20 protein-coding genes are annotated in these 21,679 nt (G+C 70.5%); 11 read left to right on the forward strand and 9 right to left on the reverse strand.

Features of this window, described 5'->3' with window-relative positions:
• Positions 1–31 precede the first annotated feature (31 nt).
• From malQ to BJ998_RS33255, 5 genes are all read right to left on the reverse strand, one after another.
• Positions 32–1,903, reverse strand: coding sequence for a 4-alpha-glucanotransferase (malQ, locus tag BJ998_RS33235; protein WP_184867269.1), 1,872 nt, complete (start codon positions 1,901–1,903; stop codon positions 32–34).
• A 26-nt stretch (positions 1,904–1,929) separates the two neighbouring features.
• A complete protein-coding gene (locus BJ998_RS33240) occupies positions 1,930–2,433 on the reverse strand; it encodes a DoxX family protein (RefSeq protein WP_184869099.1) in 504 nt (167 codons plus the stop codon).
• Positions 2,434–2,558: 125 nt separating this feature from the next.
• Positions 2,559–4,472: an ABC transporter ATP-binding protein gene (locus BJ998_RS33245; protein WP_184867270.1), complete on the reverse strand. Its 1,914-nt coding sequence runs from the start codon at positions 4,470–4,472 to the stop codon at positions 2,559–2,561.
• Positions 4,469–6,262: an ABC transporter ATP-binding protein gene (locus tag BJ998_RS33250; protein WP_184867271.1), complete on the reverse strand. Its 1,794-nt coding sequence runs from the start codon at positions 6,260–6,262 to the stop codon at positions 4,469–4,471. Before BJ998_RS33250 ends, BJ998_RS33245 begins: the two co-directional genes overlap by 4 nt.
• Positions 6,259–6,726 (reverse strand): MarR family winged helix-turn-helix transcriptional regulator, encoded by a 468-nt coding sequence (locus BJ998_RS33255; RefSeq protein WP_184867272.1) that lies wholly within the window; start codon positions 6,724–6,726, stop codon positions 6,259–6,261. Before BJ998_RS33255 ends, BJ998_RS33250 begins: the two co-directional genes overlap by 4 nt.
• A gap of 140 nt (positions 6,727–6,866) precedes the next feature.
• Between BJ998_RS33255 and BJ998_RS33260 the strand changes: the two genes are divergently transcribed.
• The gene (locus tag BJ998_RS33260) at positions 6,867–7,181 is read left to right on the forward strand and encodes a hypothetical protein (RefSeq protein ID WP_184867273.1); all 315 of its coding nucleotides are present in this window, start codon (positions 6,867–6,869) and stop codon (positions 7,179–7,181) included.
• Between the two features lie 91 nt (positions 7,182–7,272).
• Here the strand turns inward: BJ998_RS33260 and BJ998_RS33265 are convergent, their stop codons facing one another.
• Positions 7,273–9,783: a DEAD/DEAH box helicase gene (locus tag BJ998_RS33265; protein WP_184867274.1), complete on the reverse strand. Its 2,511-nt coding sequence runs from the start codon at positions 9,781–9,783 to the stop codon at positions 7,273–7,275.
• Positions 9,784–9,846: 63 nt separating this feature from the next.
• Positions 9,847–10,344 (reverse strand): MarR family winged helix-turn-helix transcriptional regulator, encoded by a 498-nt coding sequence (locus tag BJ998_RS33270; protein WP_184867275.1) that lies wholly within the window; start codon positions 10,342–10,344, stop codon positions 9,847–9,849.
• 72 nt (positions 10,345–10,416) lie between these two features.
• On the opposite strand from BJ998_RS33270, the gene BJ998_RS33275 reads away from it, so the two are divergent.
• A complete protein-coding gene (locus BJ998_RS33275; protein WP_221338204.1) occupies positions 10,417–11,550 on the forward strand; it encodes an amidohydrolase family protein in 1,134 nt (377 codons plus the stop codon).
• A gap of 41 nt (positions 11,551–11,591) precedes the next feature.
• On the opposite strand, the gene kstR is transcribed toward BJ998_RS33275, so the two are convergent.
• A complete protein-coding gene (gene kstR / locus BJ998_RS33280; protein ID WP_184867276.1) occupies positions 11,592–12,191 on the reverse strand; it encodes a cholesterol catabolism transcriptional regulator KstR in 600 nt (199 codons plus the stop codon).
• A 171-nt stretch (positions 12,192–12,362) separates the two neighbouring features.
• Between kstR and BJ998_RS33285 the strand changes: the two genes are divergently transcribed.
• The 9 genes from BJ998_RS33285 (at position 12,363) to BJ998_RS33325 (ending at position 20,887) form a co-directional block, all read left to right on the forward strand.
• Positions 12,363–14,327, forward strand: a complete 1,965-nt coding sequence (locus tag BJ998_RS33285) for an acyl-CoA dehydrogenase family protein (RefSeq protein WP_221338205.1) — start codon at positions 12,363–12,365, stop codon at positions 14,325–14,327.
• Between the two features lie 42 nt (positions 14,328–14,369).
• Positions 14,370–15,308, forward strand: coding sequence for an acyl-CoA dehydrogenase family protein (locus BJ998_RS33290; protein ID WP_184867277.1), 939 nt, complete (start codon positions 14,370–14,372; stop codon positions 15,306–15,308).
• On the forward strand, positions 15,293–16,447 hold the full coding sequence (locus BJ998_RS33295) for an acyl-CoA dehydrogenase family protein (protein ID WP_184867278.1): 1,155 nt from the start codon (positions 15,293–15,295) through the stop codon (positions 16,445–16,447). The genes BJ998_RS33290 and BJ998_RS33295 overlap by 16 nt, the downstream gene beginning before the upstream one ends.
• 95 nt (positions 16,448–16,542) lie before the next feature.
• Positions 16,543–17,373 carry a bifunctional MaoC family dehydratase N-terminal/OB-fold nucleic acid binding domain-containing protein gene (locus BJ998_RS33300; RefSeq protein ID WP_246489764.1) on the forward strand — a complete coding sequence of 277 codons (831 nt, stop codon included), beginning with the start codon at positions 16,543–16,545 and terminating at the stop codon, positions 17,371–17,373.
• Positions 17,370–17,741, forward strand: a complete 372-nt coding sequence (locus BJ998_RS33305) for a MaoC family dehydratase (protein WP_184867280.1) — start codon at positions 17,370–17,372, stop codon at positions 17,739–17,741. The genes BJ998_RS33300 and BJ998_RS33305 overlap by 4 nt, the downstream gene beginning before the upstream one ends.
• Positions 17,738–18,898, forward strand: coding sequence for a lipid-transfer protein (locus tag BJ998_RS33310; protein WP_184867281.1), 1,161 nt, complete (start codon positions 17,738–17,740; stop codon positions 18,896–18,898). The genes BJ998_RS33305 and BJ998_RS33310 overlap by 4 nt, the downstream gene beginning before the upstream one ends.
• A complete protein-coding gene (locus tag BJ998_RS33315; RefSeq protein WP_184867282.1) occupies positions 18,898–19,224 on the forward strand; it encodes a ParB N-terminal domain-containing protein in 327 nt (108 codons plus the stop codon). The genes BJ998_RS33310 and BJ998_RS33315 overlap by 1 nt, the downstream gene beginning before the upstream one ends.
• Positions 19,225–19,280: 56 nt before the next feature.
• A complete protein-coding gene (locus tag BJ998_RS33320; protein ID WP_184867283.1) occupies positions 19,281–19,655 on the forward strand; it encodes a caspase family protein in 375 nt (124 codons plus the stop codon).
• A complete protein-coding gene (locus tag BJ998_RS33325; RefSeq protein WP_184867284.1) occupies positions 19,604–20,887 on the forward strand; it encodes a hypothetical protein in 1,284 nt (427 codons plus the stop codon). The genes BJ998_RS33320 and BJ998_RS33325 overlap by 52 nt, the downstream gene beginning before the upstream one ends.
• On the opposite strand, the gene BJ998_RS33330 is transcribed toward BJ998_RS33325, so the two are convergent.
• A complete protein-coding gene (locus BJ998_RS33330; protein WP_184867285.1) occupies positions 20,850–21,635 on the reverse strand; it encodes an oxygenase MpaB family protein in 786 nt (261 codons plus the stop codon). The two genes, BJ998_RS33325 and BJ998_RS33330, sit on opposite strands and share 38 nt — an antisense overlap.
• Positions 21,636–21,679: the final 44 nt, after the last annotated feature.

The following is a 21,679-nucleotide window of genomic DNA, read 5'->3' on the forward strand; positions in this document are numbered from 1 at the left end:
GCCTTTCTATGCCGTCACGCTACCTCGCCTGTCAACGTCGCCCGATCGTGTCGACCGCCCGCCGGACCCGGGGGTCCGCCATGAACGCCGCCAGATTCGTCGGGAACGGGATGCGCCAGTTGGGGTACTCGTCGACCGTACCCGGTAGATTCGGCTGCCGGGTCTCACCGATCACGTCGTACGGGGAGGCCAGCACCAGCCGGCACGGGGTGCCGGCCAGCAGGGCGTGCATCGCGATGATCACGTCCTCCTCGGCGGCCGACTCGTCGAGGTCGAGGACGGCCTGGAGCTCCCGCCGCTCCTTGGCCGCCTGCGCGTACTCGGCGTCCACGTCACCCGCGAGCACGTTGAGCTCGGCCCTGACGCGGACGTGCTCGCTGCGCAGGAAGCCCGCCGCCGTCGGCAGGTCGTGGGTGCTGATGCTGGCCGCCGCCCGCTCCGGCCACTCCTGCTGCGGCAGCATGGCGCCGTCGTCGTCCCGCTCGAACCACAGCACCGCCGAGGACAGCATGTTGTTGGCGTGCAACGTTTCCGTGACGACCGGTTCCACCGTGCCGAGGTCCTCGCCGATCACCACCGCGTTGGCGCGGTGCGCCTCCAGCGCGAGGATCCCCGTCATCGCCTCAGCGTCGTAGCGGACGTACGTGCCCTTGCGGGCGTCGCCGGCCGGGATCCACCACAGCCGCCACAGGCCCGCGATGTGGTCGATACGCAGGCCCTGCGAGTGCCGGAACACCGCCCGGAGCAGGTCTCGGTACGGCTTGTAGCCGGCCTCGGCCAGCTTTCGCGGGTGCCACGGCGGCAGTGACCAGTTCTGGCCCTGCTGGTTGAACGCGTCCGGCGGCGCTCCGACCGTCACCCCCGGGGCCAGGACGTCCTGCAACGCCCAGGCGTCCGCGCCGCCAGGATCCACGCCGACCGGCAGGTCGTGCACGATGCCCACCGTCATGTCGTCCGCCGCCTGCCGGGCCGCTTCCAGCTGCCGGTCGCACAGTTCCTGCAGCCAGGCGTGGAAGGAGACCCGGTCGGGGTCGGCCTGCTCCTGCACCGCCGGGTTGTCCGGGTGCCGCAGCTCCTCCGGCCATTCCCGGTAGTCCGCCCCGTGCTTCTCCGCCAGCGCGCAGTACGTCGCGAAGTCGTCGCCTTCTCGCCGTTCCTTCGGCTTCAGCAGCTCAAGCGCCGCGATGTTCGCGTCCCAGACCTGGTCGTAGTCGATCAGCTCCGTCGCCTGGTCCGGCTTCAGCGCATCGACGGCCGCCTTCGTGGCGTCATCCGCTTCGAGGTACTCCCTCGTGTCCGTCACGCGGATGTACACCGGGTTCGTGTGCCGGCGGCTGGAGGGGGAGTACGGCGAGGGCTGGATCGGGTGCACCGGCGCCACCGCGTGCATCGGGTTCAGCAGCACCACCCCCGCGCCCGTCTCCCTCGACCACGTGACGAAGTCTCGGAGGTCCGCGAGGTCGCCCACGCCCCAGGAGTCGCGGGAGTGCATCGCGTACAGCTGCAGCATCCAGCCCCAGGTCCTCGGCGGCTCCGGCAGGCTCTTCGGGGCCACCACCAGCGTGATCTCCCGGTCGCCGGTGGTCAGCGTGTGCCAGCCCAGCGGCAGGTCGCCGGGGACCTCGTCGGTCTGGATGGTCCGGCCGTCTTCGGTGCGGATCGTGGCGGTTGTGGGGAGGGGCCTTGTCTCGCCGGCGCGCAGCACGATCGTCGGCGGCAGCTCGTCCCGCTTGACCTCGGCCAACGCCTCGCGGATCGCTTCCGGTGTGTCCGCCTTCACGCCGAGCTTGGCCAGCACCGAGACCACCACGTCGGCCGGCACCTCCACCCGGCGCCGCTCGCTGCCCTCGTACCAGGTGGCCACCCCGTGGGCGTCGGCCAGCTCCACCAGCTGATCATCCATGGGTCCCATTCTGGCCGGACCCGGCGTCAGAAGAGCGAACTGACCGCCACTGCCCCACCCACGGCCACGATGATGCCGCCGATCGCGAAGCCCAGGGGCTTGCGCCGCCAGGCCGTGTGCCGGTCCAGCGCGTACCAGCCCGGACCGGTCAGGAGCAGAGCGAACGCGATCACCGTCAGGGTGAGCTCCAGCTCGAAGCCCTCGCCCTGGGTGAACCCGCCCGTCCACTTCGCCCGCACCGCGCTGATGCCCACCCCCAGCAGGCCCGCCGCTGCCAGCGGCGTGAACAGGCCCAGCACCAGCAGCACCGCCCCCGCCACCTCGGTGATCCCCGTCAACCAGGTCAGGAACTCGATGTTGCGGCTGAAGCCGTACCCCTGCAGCAGCGTGCCGAACCTCGCCATGCCCGGGCCGCCGAACAGGCCGAACACCTGCATCAGCCCGTGCGCCCCCATCGCGACCGCCAGCATCAGCCGCAGCACCAGGAGCCCGTAGTCCAGGCCGCCGTTCTCGTCCGACCAACGGGACATGTTCGTCACGCCGGACACCCTAGCCACCCCGGCGAGTCACGCTCTCGGACACACCGAATGTCGTTTTCCGGCACATGCCCGAGACCGACATTCGGCGTGCCTTGGAGCGTGACTCGCCGGGGTGCTCAGTGGACCTCGGCGGCTTGGCTGGTCCAGGTGGCGTACATCTGGGTGTACTTGCCGCCGGCGGCGACGAGCTGGTCGTGGGAGCCGACCTCGACGATGCGGCCGTCGTCGACGACGACGATGCGGTCGGCCTTCATGGCGGTGGACAGGCGGTGCGCGATGAGGATGGCGGTGCGCTGCTCCAGGAGGACGTCCAGGGCGTCCTCGATCTTGGTCTCGGACTGGAGGTCCAGGTTGGAGGTGGCCTCGTCCAGGACCAACACGCGAGGCTGGGCCAGGAAGGCGCGGGCCAGGGCCACCAGCTGACGTTCGCCGGAGGAGAGGGACTGGCCCCGCTCCTGGACGACGGTGTCGAGACCCTGGGGCATCCGCTCGACGACCTCGACCAGACCGACGGCGCGGAGGGCGGCCCAGACCTCGTCGTCGGAAGCGTCGGGGGAGGCGAAGCGGATGTTGTCACGGAGCGGCCCGGCGAACAGGAACGGCTCCTGGGGCACGACACCGAGCTGGCGGCGAAGGGACTCGATGCGGACATCACGGAGATCGTGGCCGTCGATGAGTACCCGCCCGGAAGTGGGGTCGTAGAAGCGGGTGACGAGCTTGGCCAAAGTGGACTTGCCGGCGCCGGTGGGGCCGACGAAGGCCACGGTCTCGCCGGCGCGAATGTCCAACGACACTCCCGAAATCACCGGCCGAGAAGAGTCGTAGCCGAAGGTGACGTCGTCGAAGGTGATCTGGCCCTGCACGGGCGGCAGGTCGACGGCGCCGGGGGCCTCGACGACGTCGGGGGTCGTGCCCAGCAACGACTTCAGCTTGGTGATGGACGACTGCCCCTGCTGGTACGTGCTGTACAGCTGCACCAGCTGCTGAATGGGCTGGAAGAAAGCCCCGAGGTACAGCAGGAAGGCGACCAGCTCGCCGATGGTGAGCTGACCGGCCGCGACCATGCCGGCGCCGATCGCCAGCAGCGCGAGCTGCCCGGCCACGCCGACGACCTGGGTGCCCGGTCCGTAGATGGAGTTGATCCGTCCGGTTTGGACGTTGGTCTCGTAGTACCTGCCGGTGACCTGACGGTGGTGCTCGGTGTTGTGCCGCTGCCGGTTGTGCGCGGTGACGATGCGAACACCCTGCAGGCTCTCGGAAAGGTCGGCGAGCACGGCGGCGATGTTGTCCCGAACCCGGATGTAGCCCTTGCTGGAGGCGCGGTGGAACCACAGGGACATCACGGTGAGAATCGGCACCACCAGCACGACGGTGATCAGCGCCAGCCGCACGTCGAAGGTGAACAGGATGGCGGTCACCACGACCATGGTCAGGCCCTGGATGGCGAACTGCACGAGACCGTCCTGCAGCAGCTGCTGCAGGTTCTCGATGTCGCTGGTCATCCGGGTCATGATCACGCCGGCCTTCTCGCCGGTGTAGAAGTCCAGCGACAGCCGCTGCAGCTGGGTGAAGACCCGCACCCGCAGGTCGTTCATCACCCACGCGGCGATCCGCCCGGTCACCTTGACCCGCGCGGCCTGCGCGAACCCGGTGAGCAGCAGGCTGACCAGGAACGCGACGGCGACCAGCACCAACACGCCGAAGTTGCGGGCGATGATGCCGTCGTCGATGCCGATCTGGGTCAGCTTCGGACCGGCCTGCAGGGTCAACGCCTCCACGACCACGAGCACGCCGGCCAGCAGCGACATCGCCCAGTACGGCCGCACCAGGCGCCGAAGGCTCAGCCGAGAGCCGTCGGGATCGGGCCGCCCGTGCTCGAAGACGACCTCCGGCTCCGGGTGCTCGGGCTCGGTCGCCAGCAGCTTGTCCACCCCGGCCTGCATCTCCGACGGCACGCCCGCGAACGGCAGCCCGGCCGCGCCGGCCCGCCCGGCGCCGAACATGCCGCCGCCACCTCCGGGAAACGTCATCGCGCCACACCCCCCAGTTCCTCGACACTCTCGTTGGCCTGCGCCAACACCTCGGCGTACAGCGGCGTGTTCTCCAACAGCTCGGCATGGGTGCCGTCGGCGACGATCTCCCCGCCGTCCAGCAGCACCACCCGGTCGGCGAGGCTGATGGTGGACAGCCGGTGCGCGATGATCAACGTGGTCCGTCCGGCGAACAGCGTCCGCAGCCCGGCGTGGATCTCCTGCTCCACCTGGACGTCGATGGCGCTGGTGGCGTCGTCGAGCACCAGCACCGGCGGGTTCACCAGCAACGTCCGGGCGATCGCGAGCCGCTGCCGCTGCCCGCCGGACAGGGTGTAGCCGCGCTCGCCGATCACGGTGTCGTAGCCCTCGGACAGCCCCATGATGAACTCGTGCGCGCCGGCCAGCCGGGCCACCCGCTCGATGTCGGTGATGTCCGCGTCCGGCCGTCCGTAGGCGATGTTGTCCCGCACGGAGGCGGAGAACAGGAACGGCTCGTCCAGCACGATGCCGACGGTGTCCCGCAGGCTGTGCAGGGTCACCTCCCGCACGTCGTGCCCGTCCACGGTGACGGAACCCGCGCGCACGTCGTAGAAACGCGGCAGCAGCCTGGCCACGGTGGACTTTCCGCTGCCGGTCCGGCCAACCAGCGCAACGGTTTCCCCGCTGCCGAGCCGCAGCGACAATCCGTTCAGCACATCGGGCCCGTCGCCGTAGCCGAACCGCACGTCCCGGAACTCGACGTCGCCCCGGGCGTCCGTCAGCTCGACGGCCGACGGGGCGTCCACGATCTCCGGCTTCTCGTCGAGCACCTCGTACAGCCGCTTGGCCGACGCCGACGCCCGCTGACCCATCATGATCAGCATGCCGAGCATCTGGAACGGCACCTGCAGCATCAGCAGGTACGAGTTGAACGCCAGGATGGCGCCGACCCCCAGCACCCCCTGAATGGCGAGGTACCCGCCGAACACCAGCACGATCGCCATGCCCACCCGCGGCAGGTTCTGCACCGCCGGGGTCCACCGCGCCCGCAGGTCGGCGTCCTTGATGTACGCCCAGCGAACCTTGATCGCCGCCTTCTGCAGCAGCGACAGCTGACGCCGTTCGGCCGCGAACGACTTCACCACGCGGGCGCCGTTGACGTTCTCGTCGACCACGGTCGCCACGTCCGCCAGGCGGGCCTGGATCAGCCATGACACCGGGAACATCGAGCGCTGCATGCGCCGAGAGGTCAGGAACACCAGCGGCATCGGCAGCATGGCCACGATCGCCAGCGGCACGCTGATCGCCAGCATGTAGCCGAAGGAGACCAGCGAGATGGCGCACTGCACCAGCATGAACGGCGCGAACGCCAGGTACATCTGCACCGACCGGATGTCGGAGTTGGCCCGGGAGATCAGCTGCCCGGTCTGCACCCGGTCGTAGAACGGGAAGGACAGGCCGGTCAGGTGCTCGTACATGATGTTGCGCAGATCGTACTCGATCTTGTACGCGGTGCGGAACAGCAGCTGCCGCGCGAGGAAGCCGGCGATCAGCATCACCGCGGTCAACCCGACCAGCCACCACAGGTACTCCGACAGCGGCACCCGGTTGGTCACGATCGAGTTGTCCAGGGCGTCCTGGATCAGCTTCGGCACCTGCACGGCGACCAGCAGGCCGATCGCGGACGACACCAGCGCGGTGCCGAACATCAGCCGGTGTGCCTTGACCAGCGGCCACGCCCGCCGCAGCCAGGACCGGCTCGGATCGGGGTCGATCACGGCCGTCGGCGGCGGATAGGTCTTGCTCACCTGCATTCCCCCCTCTGCGCGCCCTCGCGGGCGGCCCATTCTGCTTTCCTGGCATTCACCAGCGCCTGGTGCCACAGCGACAGCGCGGCCATCGCCTGCTCGGCCTGCTCCTCGTCGAGGAACGCGGCCAGCCCGGTCAGATGGCCCCGGATCTGCGCGTTCGCCGCGTCCAGCAGCTCCCGGCCGGTGTCGGTGACGACGTGCGCGATCTTGCGCCGGTCGTTCGGATCGGGTTCCCGCCGGACGTAGCCGCCCGCGACCAGGCCGTCCATCACCGCCGTGACGGTGGCCGGCTTGACCGACAGCATCCACGCCACCCGCGACGCCGTCGACGGATTTGCCGACGTCAGCACGGACAGCATCCGGTACTGCGGCAGCGTCAGCTCCACGCGGGCCAGCGCACGCTCGGTGACCCTGGCCAGCCTGGCGACGACCGTGCCCGGTTCGACTGTTTCGGGAACCACGTATTTAGAGTATCAAATACTGAGCCTACATCCGTACTTCGGGATGTACGGGGTTTCCCGGATGTTGTGACCACCGGTCAGGCAGCACCATTGCCGTGCCCGGGGGGACTGGGCACATCACGGGGAGAAGGGGCGAGGAGATGGCATCGCAGGACGTGGCGGCGGCCGTAGCGGGACTCGACGAGTCCCTCCAGGCGCTGCCGGCCACGATGATCAGCGCGCTGAACGGCTGGCGGCTGATCAACCCGGAGCACGACCCGGGCGACCCGACCAGCCACGAGACCTACTCCTTTCCGGAGTGGCTCGTGCGGTCGAGCGTGCGGGCCGGCCGGGCCGAGGCGATGGCCACCGCCGCCCTGGAGGCGGTCAAGGCATTGGCCGCGCTCCAACCGGGGCTCGACCCGGAGCGGGTGCTCGAGCTGATCGAGCGCCGGGTCGACGCCGCGATCTCCTGACCGGTCGGGGAGGACCGGACAGGAGCGCCCTGAAGGAGGTTCCGACCCGCCGGGTGGGGGCCGGAGCCTCCTTCAGGTGGACGGCCGAGCGTCAGGCGGTCGTCAGGGGTCCGACATCCGTGACGGTGATCGCCGCCGTCCCGGACTCGTCGGACCCGAGCAGGTCCACCTCGGCGGCGATGCCCCAGTCGTGGTCGCCGTCCGGATCGTCGAACACCTGCCGGACCAGCCAGCGCTCCGGTTCGACGGTGATCTGCAGCAGCTGCGGCCCGCGGGCGTTCGGGCCGGTGCCGATCCGGTCGTACTCGTCGAAGTACGGCTCGAGAGCGTCCCGCCACGCCACCGCGTCCCAGCCGTACTCGGCGTCCAGCTCGCCCAGGATGTCGTAGCGGCGCAGCGCGGCCAGCTCGACCCGCCGGAACATGGCGTTGCGCACCAGCACCCGGAACGCCCGCTCGTTGGTGGTGACCGCGGGCGGCCGCTCGTCGATCGGCTGCTGCTCCAGCTGCTCCTCGGGGTTGGCCAGCTTCTCCCACTCGTCGATGAGGCTGGAGTCGACCTGCCGGACCAGTTCGCCGAGCCACTCCACCAGGTCGGTGAGCTCCTCGGTCTTGGCCTCGTCCGGCACGGTCTGCCGCAGCGCCTTGAACGCGTCGGCGAGGTAGCGCAGCACCAGGCCCTCGGACCGGGCCAGCTGGTAGAAGCCGATGTACTCGGTGAAGGTCATGGCCCGCTCGAACATGTCGCGGACGACGGCCTTCGGCGACAGGTGGTGGTCGAGCACCCACGGGTGGCCGCGCCGATACGTGTCGTACGCGGCGCCCAGCAGCTCCTCCAGCGGCTTCGGGTAGGTGACGTCCTCCAGCAGCGCCATCCGCTCGTCGTACTCGATGCCCTCGGCCTTCATCGCGTTCACGGCGTCGCCGCGCGCCTTGAACTGCTGCGCCGACAGCACCTGGCGCGGGTCGTCCAGGGTCGCCTCGATGATCGACACCACGTCCAGCGCGTACGTCGGCGACTCGCGGTCGAGCAGGTCCACCGCCGCCAGCGCCAGCGGCGACAGCGGCTGGTTCAGGGCGAAGTCCAGCTGCAGGTCGACGGTGATGCGGATGGTGCGGCCCTGCTCGTCGGGCTCGTCCAGCTTCTCCACCACGCCGGCCGCCAGCAGCGCCCGGTACATGGCGATGGCCCGCCGGATCAGCCGGATCTGCGACTTGCGGTCCTCGTGGTTGTCCTCCAGCAGGTGTCGCATCGCCTTGAACGCGTCGCCGGGCCGGCCGATCACGTTGAGCAGCATGGAGTGGCTGACCTGGAAGCTGGAGGTCAGCGGCTCCGGCTCGGCCTCGACCAGCCGGGTGAACGTGGCCTCGCCCCAGGACACGAAGCCCTCGGGCGGCTTCTTGCGCACGACCTTGCGTCGCTTCTTCGGGTCGTCGCCGGCCTTGGCCAGGGCCTTCTCGTTCTCCACGACGTGTTCCGGCGCCTGCACCACGACCATGCCGACGGTGTCGTAGCCGGCGCGGCCGGCCCGGCCGGCGATCTGGTGGAACTCGCGGGCCTTGAGGTGGCGGGTGCGTACGCCGTCGTACTTGGACAGGGCCGTGAACAGCACGGTCCGGATCGGCACGTTGATGCCGACGCCGAGGGTGTCCGTGCCACAGATGATCTTGAGTAGGCCGGCCTGGGCCAGCCGCTCCACCAGCCGCCGGTACTTCGGCAGCATGCCGGCGTGGTGCACGCCGATGCCGTGCCGGACCAGCCGGGACAGTGTCTTGCCGAAGCCGGAGCTGAACCGGAACCGCCCGATCAGCTCGGCGATCGCGTCCTTCTCCGCGCGGGTGGAGACGTTGATGCTCATCAGCGCCTGCGCGCGCTCGATCGCCGCCGCCTGGGTGAAGTGCACCACGTAGACCGGCGCCTGCTTGGTCTGCAGCAGCTCCTCGAGAGTCTCCTGCAGCGGCGTCAGGACGTAGCTGAAGTGCAGCGGCACCGGCCGTTCCGCGTTCTTGACCACGGCGGTCGCGCGGCCGGTGCGGCGGGTGAGATCCTTCTCGAACCGGGTGACGTCGCCGAGCGTGGCCGACATCAGCACGAACTGCGCCCGCGGCAGCTCCAGCAGCGGCACCTGCCAGGCCCAGCCGCGGTCCGGCTCCGAGTAGAAGTGGAACTCGTCCATCACGACCTGGCCGACGTCGGCGTCCGCGCCGTCGCGCAGCGCGATGTTGGCCAGGATCTCCGCGGTGCAGCAGATGATCGGCGCCGTCTCGTTGACGCTGGCGTCGCCGGTGAGCATGCCGACCTTGTCCGCGCCGAACGTCTCGCACAGCGCGAAGAACTTCTCCGACACCAGCGCCTTGATCGGCGCCGTGTAGAACGTCCGCACGCCGTTGGCCAGGGCCGCGAAGTGCGCGCCGGCCGCGACCAGGCTCTTGCCGGAGCCGGTCGGCGTGCTGAGGATGACGTTCGAGCCGGAGACGACCTCGATCAGCGCCTCCTGCTGGTGCGGGTAGAGCGACAGGCCCTGCCCGTCCGCCCAGGCGGAGAAGGCCTCGTAGAGGGCGTCCGGGTCGTTGTCGCCGGGCAGCTGGTCGGTGAGCGTCATGATGGAGTGATCGTGCCCTGTCGTCGGGGTCGGATGCGAATCAGGGTGGTCGCGCCGCGCTGGTCAGGCCGGGCTGTCGCCCAGGGCGAGCAACACCTCGCGCAGCACGTCCGCGGCGGCCCGTGCGGTGTCCGGTGGCAAGGACCTGAGCCGGGTGCGCTGCGCCTCGGTGCTGGCCCGGACCGCGGCTTCGGCCGTGTCCACGCCTTCTCGCGTGAGCCGGACCCAGCTGCTGCGGGCGTCCGCCGGGTCGGCCTCACGGGCGATCAGGCCCGCGCCGGCCAGCCGGCGCAGCACGTTGCTGGTGCCGCCGGAGGAGAGCAGCAGCCGGGCCGACAGGTCGGTGGGGCGGAGGCGGTAGGGCTTGCCCTGGGAGCGCAGCACGGCGAGCACGTCGTACTCCGCCTTGGTCAGGCCGAACCGGGCCAGCTCGGTGTCGGTCGCCTCGGACAGCAGCGTGTACAGCCGGCCGGCGCGCTTGGACAGCTCCAGTTCGATGCCGGCGATCTCGGGCAGCTGGCCGCGCCAGGCGTCGAGGATGCCGTCGACCACGTCCCGCATGTCACTCAGGGTAGCTTGCGTCGAGAAAGCTTTCGGTATAGCTTTCAGAAAAGCTTTCTCTGGAGGTTTATCGTGTTGGTGATCAAGGGTGGGCACGTGCTCGGTGTCGGCGTCGCCGACGTGCTGGTCGACGGCGGGGTGATCGCGGGAGTCGGCGCCTTCGAAACCCCGGAGGCGATCGACGCGCGCGGGCTGGTGGTGCTGCCGGGGTTCGTGGACACCCATCGGCACCTGGTGCAGGCGCCGATGCGGGGGAGCGGGGCCGATCTGACGCTCGGCGCGTTCCTGTCCGAGGTGTTGCCGCGCATGGTTCTCACGCCGGCCGAGGTCCGGGCGGCGGTGCTGCTCGGGGCCGTCGAGGCGTTGAACGCCGGCGTCACGACCGTTCTGGACTGGGGCCACGGCGGCGCTTTCGAGCCCGAGGTCGAGGCCTTGCGGGAGGCCGGCATCCGGGCCGTGTACGGCGCTTCACCCGGGGACGCCCCTCGGTTCGCTTCGTCGGGGCTCGTCACCGGTGCCGTCGCTTCGTTCGGGCCGGCTCTGTCCTTTGCGGACAACGCTCGTGACATCTCGGTGGCCCGGTCGCTGGGGTTGACGACCACCATGCACGTGACCGAGGCCGGGGCCGTCGCCCGGCTGGCCGATTTGTTGGGGCCGGACCTGCACTTCGTGCACGGCAACGCCTGCACCGACGAGGAACTGCGCATGCTCGCCGACGCCGGCTGCGGGCTGACCGCCACCCCGCCGGTGGAGTCCATGATGGGCCACGGCGCCCCCGTCTACGGCCGCTTCACCGCCTTCGGTGGCACTCCCGCATTGGGCGTCGACGTCGTGATCAACTCCGCTGCCGACATGTTCGAGCAGATGCGCGCCGCCCTGTGGCTGGAACGGCTCCGCGGTTCCTCGCTGGCCGCCGGCGCACTGTTGGGTTCCGCCACCGCCGCCGGCGCGCGGGCCATCGGCCTCGGCGACGTCGTCGGCTCGCTGGAGGTCGGCAAGCGCGCCGACATCGTGCTGCTCGACGGTTTCGGTCACCTGCCGTTCGACCTGGTGCCCGGCGGGATCGTGGCCACGGCCGGTGTCGCGGACGTCCGAACCGTTCTGGTGGACGGCCGAGTCGTCAAGCGAGACGGAGTCCTGGTGGATCACGACCTGGCGTCGTTGCGCGCCGCCGTCGACGATGTGGCCCGGCGAGTGCTGGCCTGATCGGTAGGAAGCGGAGCAGGGTGCGCGTCACCCCGCCGACGCTAGTCCCGCATCAGCAGCCGGACGGTCAGCTCCAGGCGGTTGGTGACGTCGGTGGCCGACGCCCGCCGCGTCACCCAGGCGACGAGGTTGGACAGCCACACGTCCCCGATCACCCGGGCGATGGCCTTGTCCTCCTCGGACGGCTCGTCCTTGCCGAGCGCCAGCGTGAACAGCTCCTCCAGCTGCCGCGCCACGAGATCGACCTCGGTCGCCGCGGAGGTGTCGGCGAACATGAACGCCCGGGTCATCGCCTCGGCCAGGTGCGGGTCCCGCTGCATGTTCCGGGTGATCCGGCTCAGCACGTACAACATCCGCTCGCCGCGGGTGTCGCCCGGGATCGGCGCGCGCTGCATCCGGTCCAGCGCCCGGTCCAGCTGCGCCCCCAGCCCCGACACCAACAGGTGGATCTTGGACGGGAAGTACCGGTACAGCGTGCCGAGCGCGACGTCCGCCCGCTCGGCGACGGCCCGCATCTGGACGGCCTCGAAGCCGCCCTTGGAAGCCAGCGCGATCGTCGCGTCGATGATTCGCCGCCGCCGGTCCCGCTGGGCCGACGAGCCGAGTTCCTCCTCGGCGATCTGGCGTGGCGTCGCAGCCATCGAGCCCCCTGCTGTGGTTGTTGTCGCACCCAACTTACACGATCGGAACGTGTTTCATTTTCACGTTATGGGCACGTCGCGGCGGGGGTGGTCGGGCTGGGACGCTCACTCGGACGCCCGTCGCCCGCCTGGAGCAGTCCGCGTAACTGAAACACGTTCTATTATCGGCCGATGTCGATGGTCATCGATGACGGTGGACGACAGCTCCGTGAGGCCGTGTTGTCGGCCGGCGCGGCCTGGTCGGACCTCGCAGCGTTGGGCCTGTTCGGCCTGGTCCTGCCCGAGGCCGTCGGCGGCCTCGGCAACCCGGTCGCCGACCTGGCCGTCGCCGTCGAGGCGGCGGCCGAGCTCCTCGCCCCCGGCCCCGTCCTGCCCACCCTCGTCGCCGCCGTCGCCCTGGCCGGAGTGCCCGACCGCCCGCTCGCCGCGAAGCTCCTGCCCGGCATCGCCGACGGCAGCACCGCCGTCGCCGTCCACTGTGGACCCGTTGCCCTGGGCGAATCCGGGCCCATGCTGGTCAGGGACGGTGACGACTGGGCGCTCGTCGAGGACGTCCGTATCGACCCCGCCGACCCCGTGGACCTCGGCCGCCCCATCGGGTTTCCGCGGGTGGGCACGATCACCGAAGAGCAGCGGCTGGGACCGCTGCCGGTCGAGGACATCCTCGCCACCCTGGCCGCCGCCGAGGCCGCCGGCATCGCCGACTGGTGCCTGCGCACGGCCGTCGAGTACGCCAAGATCCGCACCCAGTTCGGCCAGCCCATCGGCGCCTTCCAGGCGGTCAAGCACCTGTGCGTGGAGATGCTGTGCCGGTCCGAGCGGGCCGCCGCCGTCGCCTGGGACGCCGCCCGCGCCTACGACCAGGAACCGACCGAGTTTCCGCTGGCCGCCGCCGCGGCCGCCGCGATCGCGATCGACGCCGCCGTGGCGAACGCCAAGGACTGCATCCAGGTGCTCGGTGGCATCGGCTTCACCTGGGAGCACGACGCCCACCGTTACCTTCGCCGCGCCATCTCCACCCGGCAGCTGCTGGGCGGCACCGCCCGCTGGCGCCGCCGCGTCGCCGAGTTCGCCAAGGCCGGCAGCCGCCGGACCCTGACGCTGAAGATCGACGCCGACCGTTCCGATATCAAGCGCCAGGTCCAGGCCATCGTGAACGCCGTTGACCAGCGGAAGGAGCTGGCGGACAGCGGTTTTCTCGCCCCGCACTGGCCCCGCCCGTACGGCCTCGACGCCGGCCCGACCGAGCAGCTGATCATCGACGAGGAGCTCGACAACGCCGGCGTCGAACGGCCCGACCTGGTGATCGGCTGGTGGGCGGTGCCGACGATCCTCGCGCACGGCACCGACGAGCAGCGCGAGCGGTTCGCCGGGCCGACGCTGCGCGGCGAGATCACCTGGTGCCAGCTGTTCAGCGAGCCCGGCGCCGGCTCCGACCTGGCCTCGTTGCGCACCAGGGCGGAACGGGTCGACGGCGGCTGGAGGATCACCGGCCAGAAGGTGTGGACGTCGCTGGCCCGCGAGGCCGACTGGGCGATCTGCCTCGCCCGCACCAATCCCGACGTGCCCAAACATCGTGGCATCACGTACTTCCTGGTCGACATGCGCACACCCGGCATCGACATCCGGCCGCTGCGGGAGATCACCGGCGACGCCGTGTTCAACGAGGTGTTCCTGGACGGCGTGTTCGTGCCCGACGAGTACGTGGTCGGCGCGGTCGACGGCGGCTGGAAGCTGGCCCGGACGACCCTGGCCAACGAGCGGGTGGCGATGAGCAACGGCTCGTCCATCGGCGAGGAAGTGGAACGTGTTCTGGCCACTGCCGAGCCGACGGAACGGGTCGGCGCGCTGGTCGCCGACGGGCTGGCGATGTCGCTGCTCGACCTGCGCGCCACGCTGCGCAAGCTCGCCGACCTCGACCCCGGCGCGGCCTCCAGCGTGCGCAAACTGGTCGGCGTCCGGCACCGGCAGAACGTGGCGGAGACGGCGTTGGACCTCGACGGGCCGCTCGGCGCGATCGCCGGCGAGCGCAGCCACGAGTTCCTGCTCACCCGCTGCCTGAGCATCGCCGGCGGCACCGAGCAGGTGCTGCTCACGCTGGCCGGCGAGCGGCTGCTGGGCTTGCCCAGGGCATGACACTGCGCTAGAACTAGAACACGTTCCAGTTAGGGGGTGCGGGTGGACTTCACGCTCGACGACACGCGGGTCACCCTCCGCGAGGTGGCCGCCGACGTGTTCCGTGACGCCCCCGAGGCCGCCTGGAGCACGCTGGTCACGCCGGACATGGACGTGCTCAGCGCGATGGTCGTGCTGACCGAGGCGGGCCGGGCGGCGACGCCGCTGTCCGGACTCGCGCTGGGCGTGCTGCCACTGGCCCGGCACGGCATCGAGGTGCCGGACGGCAGCCGCGTGACCGCCGCGCTGCACGAACCGTCCGATCCCATGACGTCGCGGCCGCGCACCACGGCCCGCGGCGGCGTGATCAACGGGGTGAAGATCGGGGTGCCGGACGCCGTCGGGGCGTATCGGATCCTCGTGCCGGTGACCACCGACGAGGGTGCCGCCGTCGCACTCGTCGACCCGGCATCTCCCGGTGTCACGCCAAATCCCGCCCCCACTTCCACCGGCAACCCCGAGTTCAGCCTGCACCTCGTCGACGTCCCGTACGAACGGACCTTCGACGGGCTGGCTGACCTGCACAGACTGGCCCTCGCCGGGGCCTGTGCGACCGCCGACGGCGCCCTCGCCGCGGTGCTGGAACTGACCCGAAAGCACGTCGCCACCCGCGAGCAGTTCGGCCGGCCGCTGGCGACCTTCCAGGCCGTCGCGCAACAGATCGCCGACGTCTACATCTCCGCGCGGACCCTGCACCTGGCCACCTGGTCCGCGTGCTGGCGGCTGGCCGAGGGCCTCGACGCCGAGTCCGATGTGGACATCGCCGCCCACTGGGTGGCCGAGGAACTCCTGCCGGCCATCAGAACGTGTCACCACCTGCACGGCGGCCTCGGCCTCGACGTCACGTACCCGCTGCACCGCTACTACTCGCTCGCCAAGGACCTGGTGCGCTCGATCGGCGGCGCACGGCACCGGCTGGAGGCGCTGTGCACATCGAACTGACCGCCGCGCAACGGAAACTCCGCGACGAGCTGCGCGCGTACTTCTCCGGCCTGCTGACGCCGGCCGAGCGCGAGGCGATGCTGACCGTGCGGCACGGCGAGATCTACCGGGACGTCGTCAAGCGCATGGGGCGGGACGGCTGGCTCGGCGTCGGCTGGCCGGTGGAGTACGGCGGCCGCGGCTTCGGCGAGATCGAGCAGCAGATCTTCGTCAACGAGGCGGCGCGGGCGGACGTGCCGCTGCCGTACGTGACGCTGCAGACCGTCGGGCCGACGCTGCAGGCGTTCGGCACCGACGAGCAGAAGTCCTACTTCCTGCCCCGAATCCTCGCCGGCGACCTGCACTTCGCCATCGGCTACACCGAGCCGAACGCCGGCACCGACCTGGCTTCGCTGCGTACCAAGGCGATCCGGGACGGTGACCAGTACGTCGTCAACGGGCAGAAGATCTTCACCACCGGCGCGCACGACGCCGACTTCGTCTGGCTGGCCTGCCGGACCGATCCGGCCGCGCCCAAGCACAAGGGCATCTCCATCCTGATCGTCGACACCACGGACCCCGGCTTCTCGTGGACGCCGATCATCACCTGCGACGGCGCGCACCACGTGAACGCCAGCTACTACAACGACGTTCGCGTCCCGGTGACCAGGCTGGTCGGCGAGGAGAACGCCGGCTGGCGGCTGATCACGACCCAGCTCAACCACGAGCGCGTCATGCTCGGCCCCGCCGGCCGGATGGCCGCGCTGCACGACCGTGTGCACGAGTGGGCGGCCAAGCACGACCTTCTGTCCCATGTGGACGTCGCCACCACGCTGGCCCGGGTCAGAGCCTGCGTGCGGGTGAACGAGCTGCTGAACTGGCAGGTCGCCGGGTCCGAGTCGACGGGCATGGACCGGATCGCCGACGCGTCCGCGACCAAGGTCTTCGCCTCCGGCCGCACCCAGACGATCACCGCCGAGCTGGAGGAGATCGTCGGCCGGCACGGCGACCCGGCCGACCGGGACACCGCGGACCTGGTGCGCTGGCTGGACGTGCAGGCCAAGCGGAACCTGGTGCTGACCTTCGGAGGCGGCGTGGACGAGGTGCAGCGGGAACTGATCGCCACCGCCGGGCTCGGCCTGCCGAGGGTGCCGCGATGACCGCCGGCGGAGTCGCCGGCAGGGGAGCTGTCGCGGCGGGAGCCGGCGCCGGCGGGGGAACTGCGGCCGAGGGGATTGCCGCCGCGGCGTGGGAGATGCGCGAGGCCGGCGAGTGCCGGCCGCGGATCGCCCGCGACCCGGTGAACGAGCCGATGATCAACAACTGGACGGAGGCACTGGGGGACACCAACCCCGCCTATCCGGCCGTCGCGCCGCCGGCGATGGTCCAGGTGTGGACCATGCGGGGGCTGCACCCCGAGCCGGACGAGGATCCGCTGGGCCGGATGAGCGAGGTGCTCGACGCCGCCGGCTACACGTCGGTCGTGGCCACCAACTGCGAGCAGACCTACCACCGGCTGCTCAAGCCGGGGGAGCGGCTTGCGGTGACCAGCCGGTTGGAGGACGTCGTCGGCCCGAAGCAGACCGCTCTGGGCGAGGGCTGGTTCGTCACCACCCGCAGCACGTGGCGGGTCGGCGATGAGCCCGTGGCCGAGATGATGTTCCGGATCCTGAAGTTCAAGCCGAAGCCGGCGGTCACGGCGTCCGTGGCGCCGATGGTCAGCCGGGACACGGAGTTCTTCTGGGCCGGCACCCGCATCGGCGAGCTGCGGATCCAGAAGTGCTCGGCGTGTGGTGCCCTGCGGCACCCGCCGGGCCCGATGTGCCCGCGCTGCAACGCCTTGGACCCGACACACATCGTCTCAAGTGGACTCGGCGAGGTGTACAGCTACGTCGTGCACCACCATCCGCAGGTGCCCGGCAAGCGGACGCCGTTCGTCGTCGCCCTGGTGGAGCTGGAGGAGGGTGTGCGCATGCTCGGCGAGCTGCTGGACGTCGAGCCGGAGCAGGTCAAGATCGGGCTGCCGGTGCGGGTCCGGTTCGTGTCGTCCGGCGAGTTCACCCTGCCGGCCTGGGAGGTTCGATGACCAGCCTGCCGGAGCTCACCATCGACGTCACACCCACGTTCGTGATCAGCACGGCGCTGGCGACGCGGGACTTCCAGGACGTGCACCACGACCGGGACAAGGCCGTGCAGCGGGGATCGAAGGACATCTTCCTCAACATCCTCACCACCACCGGCCTGGTGCAGCGGTTCGTCACCGACTGGGCCGGGTCGGACGCCTTCGTCCGCAAGGTCTCCATCAAGCTCGGAGTCCCTTGCTACGCCGGGGAAACGCTGACCTTCAGCGGACAGGTGACCGCACGGGACGGAGCCGAGGCGACCGTGCGGGTGGTCGGCCGGAACAGCCTCGGTGATCACGTCACCGGCACGGTCGAGGTGGTGCTCCCGTGACCGCCGCCATCGCCGGCATCGGGGCGACGGAGTTCTCCAAGGACTCCGGTCGCAGCGAGCTCCGCCTCGCCGTGGAGGCCGTGTCGGCGGCACTGGCCGACGCCGGACTCAAGGCGTCCGATGTGGACGGACTCGTGTCGTTCACCATGGACAGCAACGCCGAGATCGCCGTCGCCCGGGAACTCGGAGTCCCCGAGCTGACGTTCTTCAGCCGCATCAACTACGGCGGCGGCGCGGCCTGCGCGACCGTGCAACAGGCGGCGATGGCCGTCGGGACCGGAATCGCCGAGGTTGTGGTCTGCTACCGGGCCTTCAACGAGCGCTCCGGGCACCGGTTCGGGCAGTTCGCCACGGCCGCGGCCGCCGCGCCGACTTCGTCCGGGGTGGACAACAGCTGGTCGTACCCCATGGGTCTGGGCACGCCGGCCTCGACCGTGGCGATGGTCGCGCGGCGGTACATGCACGAATTCGGGGCCAGCAGCGAGGATTTCGGCCGTGTCGCCGTGACCATGCGGGAACACGCCGCCACCAACCCGAAGGCGTGGTTCCACGGGCGGCCGATCACCCTGGAGGAACACCAGGCTTCGCGGTGGATCACCGAGCCGCTGCACCTGCTCGACTGCTGCCAGGAGAGCGACGGCGCCGTGGCCATCGTGGTGACCTCCGTGGCCAGGGCCCGCGACCTCGCGCAGCCGCCGGCCCTCGTCGCCGCTGCCGCGCAAGGAAGTTCCGCCGATCAGTACGTCATGAGCAGCTACTACCGGGACGAGATGAGCCGCCTGCCGGAGATGGGCCTGGTCGGGCGGCAGCTGTGGCGGCAGGCCGGTTTCGGGCCCGACGAGATCGACGTCGCCGTGCTCTACGACCACTTCACCCCGTACGTGCTGATCCAGTTGGAGGAGCTCGGCTTCTGCGGCCGCGGCGAGGCCAAGGAGTTCATCGCCGACGGGCGGATCGGGCTCACCGGCACGCTGCCGCTCAATCCGCACGGCGGCCAGCTCGGCGAGGCGTACATTCACGGCATGAACGGCATCGCCGAGGCTGTCCGGCAGATCCGGGGCAGCTCCGTGAACCAGGTCCGTGGCGTGGAGAACGTCGTCGTCACCGCCGGCACCGGCGTGCCGACCAGCGGTCTCGTGCTGACCCGGGACCGGTGATGCCGGTCCACCTGCCGACGGAACTGGTTGCCAGGTACCGGGCCGTCGACCGCGAGCTCGTCGGCTCCGCCCTCGTCGACACCCCGCGCCACCTCGACAACCTCACCGCCGACATCGGCACGCGCGGCATCCTGACCCCGCTCAGCCTCGGCTTCAACGAGGAGTTCGCCACGCTCGACGGCAACCATCGCATCGCCGTCGCCATCCGGCTCGGCCTGGAGTCGGTGTCGGTCGAGCTGTTCCGGCAGCCGCTGACCCCGCGACCCGGGCACGCGAAGTCCATGCGGGCCGAGGACCTGGCACTGCTTCGGGAGCACTGGCGTTAACGTCGAGGCCGGTTGCGGCGATCTTCGGGCGGATTCCCCGAACGCCAGGAGCGGTCATGGTCGATCGGCGCGAAGCACTGATCATCGCCACCGGTGCGTACGAGCACGACGCTCTGCGTGATCTTCGCTCGGCGGCGGTGGACGCCACGGCGTTGGCCGCGGTGCTGGCGGATCCGGAGATCGGCGCCTTCTCCGTCGACGTCCTGCGCGACGGGAAGGCGCACGAGGTGCGATCACGCATCGAGGACTTCTTCGCGGACCGCCGTCCGGGCGACGTGCGGTTGCTGCACCTGTCGTGTCACGGCCTGAAAGGCGAGTCCGGCGACCTGTACTTCACCGCGAGCGACACGCGGCCGCAGCGGCTGGCGACATCCCCGTCATGGACAGCTTTCCGACCGGCAGCAAGGGCAGCGGCCGGGGCCGGGCGGTGATCACGGCGTCCAGTTCGATGGAGTACGCCTTCGAGGGCGACGAACTCGCCGACGACCGCGCGCCGACACCGTCGGTGTTCACCTCGGCCCTGGTGGAGGGCCTGCGGACGGGCGAGGCCGATCTCGACGGCGACGGCCTGGTGTCACTGGACGAGCTGTACGACTACGTCTACGACCGCGTCCGCGAGCGCAATCCGGCGCAGACGCCGACCAAGGACATCGAGATGTCCGGCGATCTCTACCTGGCGCGGAGCAGGCGCCGCGCGCGGCTGCCCGACGATCTTCTGGCCGCGCTCGCCGCGCCGAACCTGTTCACCCGGGTCGGCGCGGTCCGCGGTCTGCGGGAACTGTTGCTGGGTACGGATGTTCGGCTGGCAACGGTGGCCAGGAAGGAGCTGGACCGGATCGCCGGCAGCGACGTGCCGCAGGTGGCCGAGGCGGCGCGGGCCGCGCTGCGGGAGCTCGTGGTGGTCCCGTCGACGAGGGTGATCGAGTTGACGGGGGCTCGGCCGAGCTGGCTGCTGCGGCTGGACGGCCCGCCGCTCGCGCGGGTCGGCGGCTGGCAGGTGACCGATCCGCGGATCATGGTGCGGCCGGTGGCGGACGGCCTCGAGGTGTCGGTGGATCCCGCGCATTCGCTGCGTGGCGAGATCACGGTCGCGGGCCTGGAGATCCACGTCGTCGCGACCGGCGCGGCCCACACGCACCCCGCGTCGGTTCCGCGGCCGGTGAAGATCCGGCCGGCGCAACCGGCGTGGACCTGGCGGACGGTGGTGCCGGCCGCGTTCGCGCTGGCCAGCGTGATGCTGGGGCTGAACGGCTGGGCCGACCTCCCCGAGGCGAACAGCACGTTCGAGTACGAGGTGCTGGCCTATGTCGGGCTGCGGCTGATCGAGTCCTTCGCCACCGGCGTCGGTGCGGCGCGCCAGCGCTGGATCTGGGGCCTGTGCGGGATCGGCACACTGGCCGGGGTCTGGGGTCTGATCGTCCATGGACCGGGATTCGTCGTGCTGTTCTGGCTGGTCGCTGCCGGGGTGGAGATCTTCGGCCGACCGGTTGACCGCGTCCGCGCCGTGCTGGCCGCGGTGGTCGCGGTGCCGAGCACCGTTCTCGTCTTCACCGTCGACTCGAACTCCCACGCGGGACAGTTGGTCTTCGTGCTCAACGGCGCGCTGGCCATCCTGCTCGGTGTCGTCACGCTGGCACCGGTGCTGCTGCGGTTGATTCGGTGAGCACCGTGCGATCGTCCAGGGAGGGCAGGCTCGGCGTTCTTCTCGACATGATGCGGCTGAGCAGGCGGAGCGAGGTTCGCGCGATCATGGCCGTCGCCGGACCGAGGACCGGAAGGCCGACCGCCACACGGGTACGGTCGCCGAGGGCGGAGGCCAGCCCGACGCGGCCGAGTGTCTGCAGCAGCTTGTTGCCGCCGACGACGTCGGTGAGCTGTGCGCTGACCAGTCGGGCACCCGTTGTCGAGAAATCCTGGTGCTCCTGCTCGTAGTCCTCGATCAGCCGCTGTAGGCCGGCGCGGTCGCCGGGCAGATCGCGCAGCCCCATGTGGTGGCCGAGCCTGGTGTAGAAGGCGATGGTGGCCGCCACCTCGATGTCCGACCACGGCCGGCGACCGAAGCGCTCGGCCCACCACATCGGGTACTCCGCGACCACCGCCAGCCCGTAGCGGACGTCGTCGCGCGTGAGCCGGACGTGGCGATGGCCCTGGTTCATCCGGCTCAGCGCCGCCCGCGTCGTCGGATGCTCGGTCCCCAGGCGGGCGACGGTGAGCAGCAGCCGCAGCGCCGACTTGCTGCGGGCGTTGGGATCCGACTCGAACTCGCCGGTGGAGCCGAACGCGGCGGCGAGGTGGGGCACGGCGGACACGTGGCACAGTCCGACGGCCAGGCCCAGCCAGAAGTCCCAGAAGGTCGGCCCGGTGAGCAGGTTCCAGGTGATTGCCTCGGCCGCAGCGTGTTGCTCCCGCATCGGGACCTCCCACGGAATGATTCGCCCGTCAACGAATAGCAGTC

Origin of the sequence: Kutzneria kofuensis (assembly GCF_014203355.1) — a bacterium.
GTDB classification, from domain to species: domain Bacteria; phylum Actinomycetota; class Actinomycetes; order Mycobacteriales; family Pseudonocardiaceae; genus Kutzneria; species Kutzneria kofuensis.

Bases quoted from the DNA above. Each gene is read 5' to 3' on its own strand.
- BJ998_RS33305 (WP_184867280.1), top strand. From the start codon at position 17,370: ATGACCAGCCTGCCGGAGCTCACCATCGACGTCACACCCACGTTCGTG.
- BJ998_RS33260 (WP_184867273.1), top strand. From the start codon at position 6,867: ATGGCATCGCAGGACGTGGCGGCGGCCGTAGCGGGACTCGACGAGTCC.
- BJ998_RS33300 (WP_246489764.1), top strand. From the start codon at position 16,543: ATGCGCGAGGCCGGCGAGTGCCGGCCGCGGATCGCCCGCGACCCGGTG.
- kstR (WP_184867276.1), bottom strand. From the start codon at position 12,191: ATGGCTGCGACGCCACGCCAGATCGCCGAGGAGGAACTCGGCTCGTCG.
- BJ998_RS33270 (WP_184867275.1), bottom strand. From the start codon at position 10,344: ATGCGGGACGTGGTCGACGGCATCCTCGACGCCTGGCGCGGCCAGCTG.
- BJ998_RS33265 (WP_184867274.1), bottom strand. From the start codon at position 9,783: ATGACGCTCACCGACCAGCTGCCCGGCGACAACGACCCGGACGCCCTC.
- BJ998_RS33325 (WP_184867284.1), top strand. From the start codon at position 19,604: ATGGACAGCTTTCCGACCGGCAGCAAGGGCAGCGGCCGGGGCCGGGCG.
- malQ (WP_184867269.1), bottom strand. From the start codon at position 1,903: ATGGATGATCAGCTGGTGGAGCTGGCCGACGCCCACGGGGTGGCCACC.
- BJ998_RS33240 (WP_184869099.1), bottom strand. From the start codon at position 2,433: ATGTCCCGTTGGTCGGACGAGAACGGCGGCCTGGACTACGGGCTCCTG.
- BJ998_RS33245 (WP_184867270.1), bottom strand. From the start codon at position 4,472: ATGACGTTTCCCGGAGGTGGCGGCGGCATGTTCGGCGCCGGGCGGGCC.
- BJ998_RS33320 (WP_184867283.1), top strand. From the start codon at position 19,281: ATGGTCGATCGGCGCGAAGCACTGATCATCGCCACCGGTGCGTACGAG.
- BJ998_RS33315 (WP_184867282.1), top strand. From the start codon at position 18,898: ATGCCGGTCCACCTGCCGACGGAACTGGTTGCCAGGTACCGGGCCGTC.
- BJ998_RS33330 (WP_184867285.1), bottom strand. From the start codon at position 21,635: ATGCGGGAGCAACACGCTGCGGCCGAGGCAATCACCTGGAACCTGCTC.
- BJ998_RS33285 (WP_221338205.1), top strand. From the start codon at position 12,363: ATGTCGATGGTCATCGATGACGGTGGACGACAGCTCCGTGAGGCCGTG.